This is a genomic window from Streptomyces sp. NPDC050423, assembly GCF_040655445.1.
In the GTDB taxonomy this organism is placed as follows: Bacteria; Actinomycetota; Actinomycetes; order Streptomycetales; family Streptomycetaceae; genus Streptomyces.
In genome coordinates this window covers 1-5,767 of record NZ_JBFAJY010000082.1, presented here as the reverse complement: position 1 = coordinate 5,767, position 5,767 = coordinate 1, and the positions used below count along the sequence as shown (strand labels likewise).

The 5,767-nt window shown below is 68.9% G+C and carries 4 protein-coding genes; 2 read left to right on the top strand and 2 right to left on the bottom strand.

The window, feature by feature from the left end; translation table 11 throughout:
* Positions 1-109: 109 nt before the first annotated feature.
* The gene (locus AB0I52_RS32585) at positions 110-787 is read right to left on the bottom strand and encodes a TrkA family potassium uptake protein (protein WP_363078753.1); all 678 of its coding nucleotides are present in this window, start codon (positions 785-787) and stop codon (positions 110-112) included.
* Entirely contained in the window at positions 787-1,455 is a 669-nt protein-coding gene (locus AB0I52_RS32580) for a TrkA family potassium uptake protein (RefSeq protein ID WP_024490560.1), read from the bottom strand. The genes AB0I52_RS32585 and AB0I52_RS32580 overlap by 1 nt, the downstream gene beginning before the upstream one ends.
* Positions 1,456-1,796: 341 nt before the next feature.
* On the opposite strand from AB0I52_RS32580, the gene AB0I52_RS32575 reads away from it, so the two are divergent.
* Positions 1,797-3,845 (top strand): APC family permease, encoded by a 2,049-nt coding sequence (locus AB0I52_RS32575; protein ID WP_363078751.1) that lies wholly within the window; start codon positions 1,797-1,799, stop codon positions 3,843-3,845.
* 140 nt (positions 3,846-3,985) lie between these two features.
* Entirely contained in the window at positions 3,986-5,374 is a 1,389-nt protein-coding gene (locus AB0I52_RS32570) for a TRAM domain-containing protein (protein WP_363078749.1), read from the top strand.
* Positions 5,375-5,767 lie beyond the last annotated feature (393 nt).

Genomic DNA, 5,767 nt, shown 5'->3' with positions numbered 1-5,767 from the left:
GTGACGACGGGACGGCCGAGGTGTCGATAGTCGGCGCCAACGGGCTGGGCAGGCATGTCACCGGCACGGTGACCACCGGGGCCCCTTCCCTGTTCCGTGTGCCCGCGGCTCAGCCCTCCGGATCGCCCCGGCGCACCGACAACAGGTCCTCCAACTGCTCCTCGCGCGCCTGGGCCGCCACGAACAGCAGCTCGTCACCGGCCTCCAGGGTCTCCTCCGTGCTCGGCGTCAGAACCCGCTGTCCGCGGATGATCGTCACCAGCGAGGTGTCCTCGGGCCACGCGACCTCGCCGACCTGCGTGCCGGCCAGCGCCGACTCGGGCGGCAGCGTCAGCTCGACCAGGTTGGCGTCGCCGTGGCTGAAGCGCAGCAGCCGGACCAGATCGCCGACGCTCACCGCCTCCTCCACCAGGGCCGACATCAGCCGCGGGGTGGACACCGCCACATCGACGCCCCAGGACTCGTTGAACAGCCACTCGTTCTTCGGGTTGTTCACCCGGGCGACGACCCGCGGCACGCCGTACTCCGTCTTGGCGAGCAGCGAGACGACCAGGTTCACCTTGTCGTCGCCGGTCGCGGCGATCACGACGTTGCAGCGCTGCAACGCCGCCTCGTCCAGTGAGGTGATCTCGCAGGCGTCCGCCAGCAGCCACTCGGCCATCGGCACCCGCTCCACCGAGATGGCGGTCGGCGCCTTGTCGACGAGCAGCACCTCGTGGCCGTTCTCCAGCAGCTCGGCCGCGATGGAACGGCCCACCGCACCGGCCCCGGCAATCGCGACACGCATCAGTGACCGCCCTCCTCAGGGCCCTCGGCGAAGGCCGCCTCGACCTTCGCGATCTCGTCCGTACGCATCATCACGTGGACGAGATCACCCTCCTGCAGCACCGTCTGCGACGACGGCAGTATGGCTTCACCCAACCGGGTGAGGAAGGCCACGCGGACGCCCGTCTCCTCCTGCAGCGTGCTGATCTTGTGGCCGATCCAGGACGGCGTGGTGTGCACCTCGGCGAGCTGCACACCGCCGCTCGGGTCCCGCCACAGCGGCTCGGCGCCCGAGGGCAGCAGCCGGCGCAGCATCTGGTCCGCGGTCCAGCGCACGGTGGCGACCGTGGGGATGCCGAGGCGCTGATAGACCTCGGCACGCCGCGGGTCGTAGATCCTGGCCGCGACGTTCTCGATCCCGAACATCTCGCGCGCCACCCGGGCCGCGATGATGTTCGAGTTGTCGCCGCTGCTCACCGCCGCGAACGCACCGGCCTCCTCGATCCCCGCCTCGCGGAGAGTGTCCTGGTCGAAACCGACGCCGCTGACGCGACGGCCGCCGAATCCGGAGCCGAGGCGCCGGAATGCGGTGGGGTCCTGGTCGATGACGGCGACCGTGTGCCCCTGCTGCTCCAGGGTCTGCGCGAGAGCGGCTCCTACTCGCCCGCAGCCCATGATGACGATGTGCACCTTGCGCCTACCTCGCACTCCTGGTCGTCCGGCTGACCTGCGAAAACACCCTGCTCACACTCTTTCCTCGGCTGGCCGGGCAAACAATGGGGCAACGGGTTCGCCCCGTTGCCCAGGATGAGCTTATGCGGCGCCGGGTGCGTTGCCTCATGCGAGTGTCCTTTCGCCGGGGCCACTATGGCAAAGGGGCAGCTCCCCGAAGAGTTCCGGTGCGTTTCAGGGGCCGCGGCGCAAGGATTCCGTTAAGGATTTCGTGGCCTTTCCGTCCGAGTGCAGGAGATTCAACTGATACGGGGGTGGTGCGTGGGCGGGCCCCATACGGAACCCTTACGATCCTCAGCGTGTCCAAACTGACCGACCTGCCCAAACGGATCCTGATCGGACGGGCCCTGCGCAGCGACAAGCTGGGGGAGACACTCCTCCCCAAACGCATCGCCCTGCCCGTCTTCGCGTCCGATCCGCTGTCCTCGGTGGCGTACGCACCCGGAGAAGTCCTCCTGGTGCTGTCCGTCGCAGGCGTGTCGGCGTACCACTTCAGCCCGTGGATCGCGGTCGCCGTCGTGGTCCTGATGTTCACCGTCGTCGCCTCCTACCGGCAGAACGTGCACGCGTACCCGAGCGGCGGCGGCGACTACGAGGTCGCGACCACCAACCTCGGCCCGAAGGCCGGCCTGACCGTCGCCAGCGCCCTGCTGGTGGACTACGTCCTCACCGTCGCCGTGTCGATCGCCTCCGGGGTGGAGAACCTCGGCTCCGCGATCCCGTTCGTCGTCGAGCACAAGACGGCCTGCGCCGTCGGGGCCATCGTGCTGCTCACGCTGATGAACCTGCGCGGCGTCAAGGAGTCGGGCAAGCTCTTCGCCATCCCCACGTACCTCTTCGTGGCCGGCGTCTTCATCATGATCGTGTGGGGCGCCTTCCGCGGGCTGGTCCTCGGCGACACCATGCACGCCCCGACCTCGAACTACACGATCAAGGCCGAGCACCAGGGCCTGGCCGGCTTCGCCCTGGTCTTCCTGCTGCTGCGGGCGTTCTCCTCCGGCTGCGCGGCCCTCACCGGCGTCGAGGCGATCAGCAACGGCGTCCCCGCCTTCCGCAAGCCGAAGAGCAAGAACGCCGCCACCACCCTCGCGGCGATGGGCCTGCTGGCCGTCACGATGTTCTGCGGCATCATCGGGCTGGCCATGGCCACCGACGTGAAGATGGCCGAGAACCCGGCGACGGACCTCATCAACAATGGCACCCCGGTCGGTTCGAACTTCGTCCAGGACCCGGTGATCTCCCAGGTCGCGGCCGCCGTCTTCGGTGACGGAACGTTCTTCTTCGTGATCCTCGCCGGGGCCACCGCACTCGTGCTCTTCCTGGCCGCGAACACCGCGTACAACGGCTTCCCGCTGCTCGGCTCGATCCTGGCCCAGGACAGCTACCTGCCGCGCCAGCTGCACACCCGCGGTGACCGGCTCGCCTTCTCCAACGGCATCGTGCTGCTGGCCGGCGCCGCGATCCTGCTGGTCGTCATCTACGGCGCGGACTCGACCCGGCTGATCCAGCTCTACATCGTCGGCGTGTTCGTCTCGTTCACCCTCAGCCAGACCGGCATGGTCCGGCACTGGAACCGGCACCTGCGGGCCGAGAAGGACCCGCTCAAGCGCCGCCACATGGTCCGCTCCCGTGCGATCAACACCTTCGGCGCCTTCTTCACCGGCCTGGTGCTCGTCGTCGTCCTCGCCACCAAGTTCACCCACGGCGCCTGGGTCGCGCTGCTCGGCATGGTGATCTTCTACGGCACGATGACCGCGATCCGTAAGCACTACGACCGGGTCGCCGCGGAGATCGCCGCCGACGAGACCCCGTCCGACGAGAGCATCCGGCCCTCCCGGGTCCACTCGATCGTCCTGGTCTCCAAGCTCCACCGCCCCACCCTGCGCGCCCTCGCCTACGCGAAGCTGATCCGTTCGGACCACCTGGAGGCGCTCTCCATCAGCGTCGATCCGGCCGAGACGAAGGCCCTCAGGGAGGACTGGGAGCGGCGCGGCATCAACGTACCGCTGAAGATCCTCGACTCTCCGTACCGCGAAGTGACCCGTCCGGTGATCGAGTACGTCAGGGGCCTGCGCCGGGAGAGCCCGCGCGACGTCGTGAGCGTCTACATCCCGGAGTACGTCGTCGGCCACTGGTACGAGCACCTGCTGCACAACCAGAGCGCCCTGCGTCTCAAGGGCCGGCTGCTCTTCACGCCCGGCGTGATGGTCACCTCGGTCCCGTACCAGTTGGAGTCCTCCGAGGCGGCCAAGAAGCGCGCCAGGAAGCGCGCCGACTGGAGCGCCCCGGGCTCGGTGCGCCGGGGCCCGGTGGAGCGCAGGTCGAAGGAGCCCACCAACAAGAGCTGACGCGGGTCAGGTGCGCGGGCCCCGGCTCCTCCTGGTAAGCGGCCGGACGACACCCACGTAGACTCATAGGTTGTTGTCCGGCCGCTCTCTTGTCGCGTTCGTTCCCCCTGTTTCCCCTTGATCTCTGGAGCCACCCCCTCATGCAGAACGAATCCACTTCGCCGCAGACCGGGGAATCGCAGGCCGGAGAGCCGCAGGCGGAAGAATCGCAGGCCGTGGAATCGCTGGTGGGGCAGGAGTACGAGGTCGAGGTGGGCCCGGTCGCACACGGCGGCCACTGCATCGCCCGGACCTCCGAGGGCCAGGTCCTGTTCGTGCGCCACACGCTCCCCGGCGAGACGGTCGTCGCCCGGGTCACCGACGGCGCGGCCGGCTCCCGCTTCCTGCGCGCCGACGCGGTGCGGATCATCGAGGCGTCCAAGGACCGCGTGAAGGCGCCCTGCCCGTTCGCGGGCCCCGGCAAGTGCGGCGGCTGCGACTGGCAGCACGCCAAGCCCGGCGCCCAGCGGCGGCTCAAGGGCGAAGTGATCGCCGAACAGCTCCAGCACCTCGCGGGTCTCACCCCCGAGGAGGCCGGCTGGGACGGCACCGTCATGCCGGCCGAGGGCGACAAGCTCCCGCCGGGCGAGGTGCCCGCCTGGCGCACCCGCGTCCAGTACGCCATCGACGAGGACGGCCGGGTCGGTCTGCGCAAGCACCGCTCGCACGACATCGAGATCATCGACCAGTGCCTGATCGCCGCCCCAGGCGTCTCCGAACTCGGCATCGAGAAGCAGGACTGGCCCCAGATGGCCACGGTGGAGGCCATCGCGGCCACTGGTTCCAACGACCGCCAGGTCATCCTCACCCCCCGCTCCGGCGGCCGCCTCCCGCTGGTCGAGCTCGACAAGCCCGTCTCGGTCCTGCGCGTGGACGAGCACGACGGCGGAGTGCACCGCGTCCACGGCCGCGGCTTCGTCCGCGAACGCGCCGACGACCGCACCTACCGCGTGGGCTCCGGCGGCTTCTGGCAGGTCCACCCGCAGGCCGCCTACACCCTGGTCAAGGCCGTCATGCAGGGCCTGATGCCGCGCAAGGGCGAAATGGCCCTCGACCTCTACTGCGGCGTCGGCCTGTTCGCCGGCTCCCTCGCCGAACGCCTCGGCGACAAGGGCGCGGTCCTCGGCATCGAGTCCGGCAAGCGCGCGGTGGAGGACGCCCGCCACAACCTCAAGGACCTGGAGCGGGTCCGCATCGAGCACGGCAAGGTCGACCAGATCCTGCCCCGCACCGGCATCACCGAGGCCGACCTGATCGTCCTGGACCCGCCCCGCGCGGGAGCCGGCAAGCAGACGGTCAAGCGCCTCGCCGCCCTCGGCGCCCGCCGCATCGCGTACGTGGCCTGCGACCCGGCGGCACTGGCGCGGGACCTGGCGTACTTCGCGGAGGGCGGGTACAAGGTGCGGACGCTGCGTGCGTTCGATCTGTTCCCGATGACGCACCATGTGGAGTGCGTGGCGATCCTCGAACCCATCGCAAAGGCCGCCTGACCTGCGGGTTTGGGTGGTGTGCGTTATGTGCGGTGTGTGCGTTACGGGCGATATCCTGACGCTGAAATGACGCTCTCAGAGGCATCGTGACGCTCATTTAACGCTCGTCCTGATGGGCCGTCAGGTGCATTGCACCGCTGGTCAGGCGGTCTCCTGACTGTACGGGTGTGGCAAGGTGCCGGGATTTCGTGGCGCTGAGCGGTCCCACTCAGCCACCTGCGCAGAGTTCCAGCAGGTTCTTCGTCTGCTGGTGGTAGACGACGTCCACCGCTTCTGAAATGCAGAAACGACTGGAAGTGCTAAGGGCTGTCCCGCAATTGCTGGTGGAACAGCGCGCGGCGTCAGATGCGGTGCATCGCAAGGCGGAGGGACGCCCGAATACTGGATGTATTC

Excerpts from the sequence above, each read along its gene's own strand:
- AB0I52_RS32570 (WP_363078749.1), top strand. The coding sequence starts at position 3,986 with ATGCAGAACGAATCCACTTCGCCGCAGACCGGGGAATCGCAGGCCGGA.
- AB0I52_RS32585 (WP_363078753.1), bottom strand. The coding sequence starts at position 787 with ATGCGTGTCGCGATTGCCGGGGCCGGTGCGGTGGGCCGTTCCATCGCG.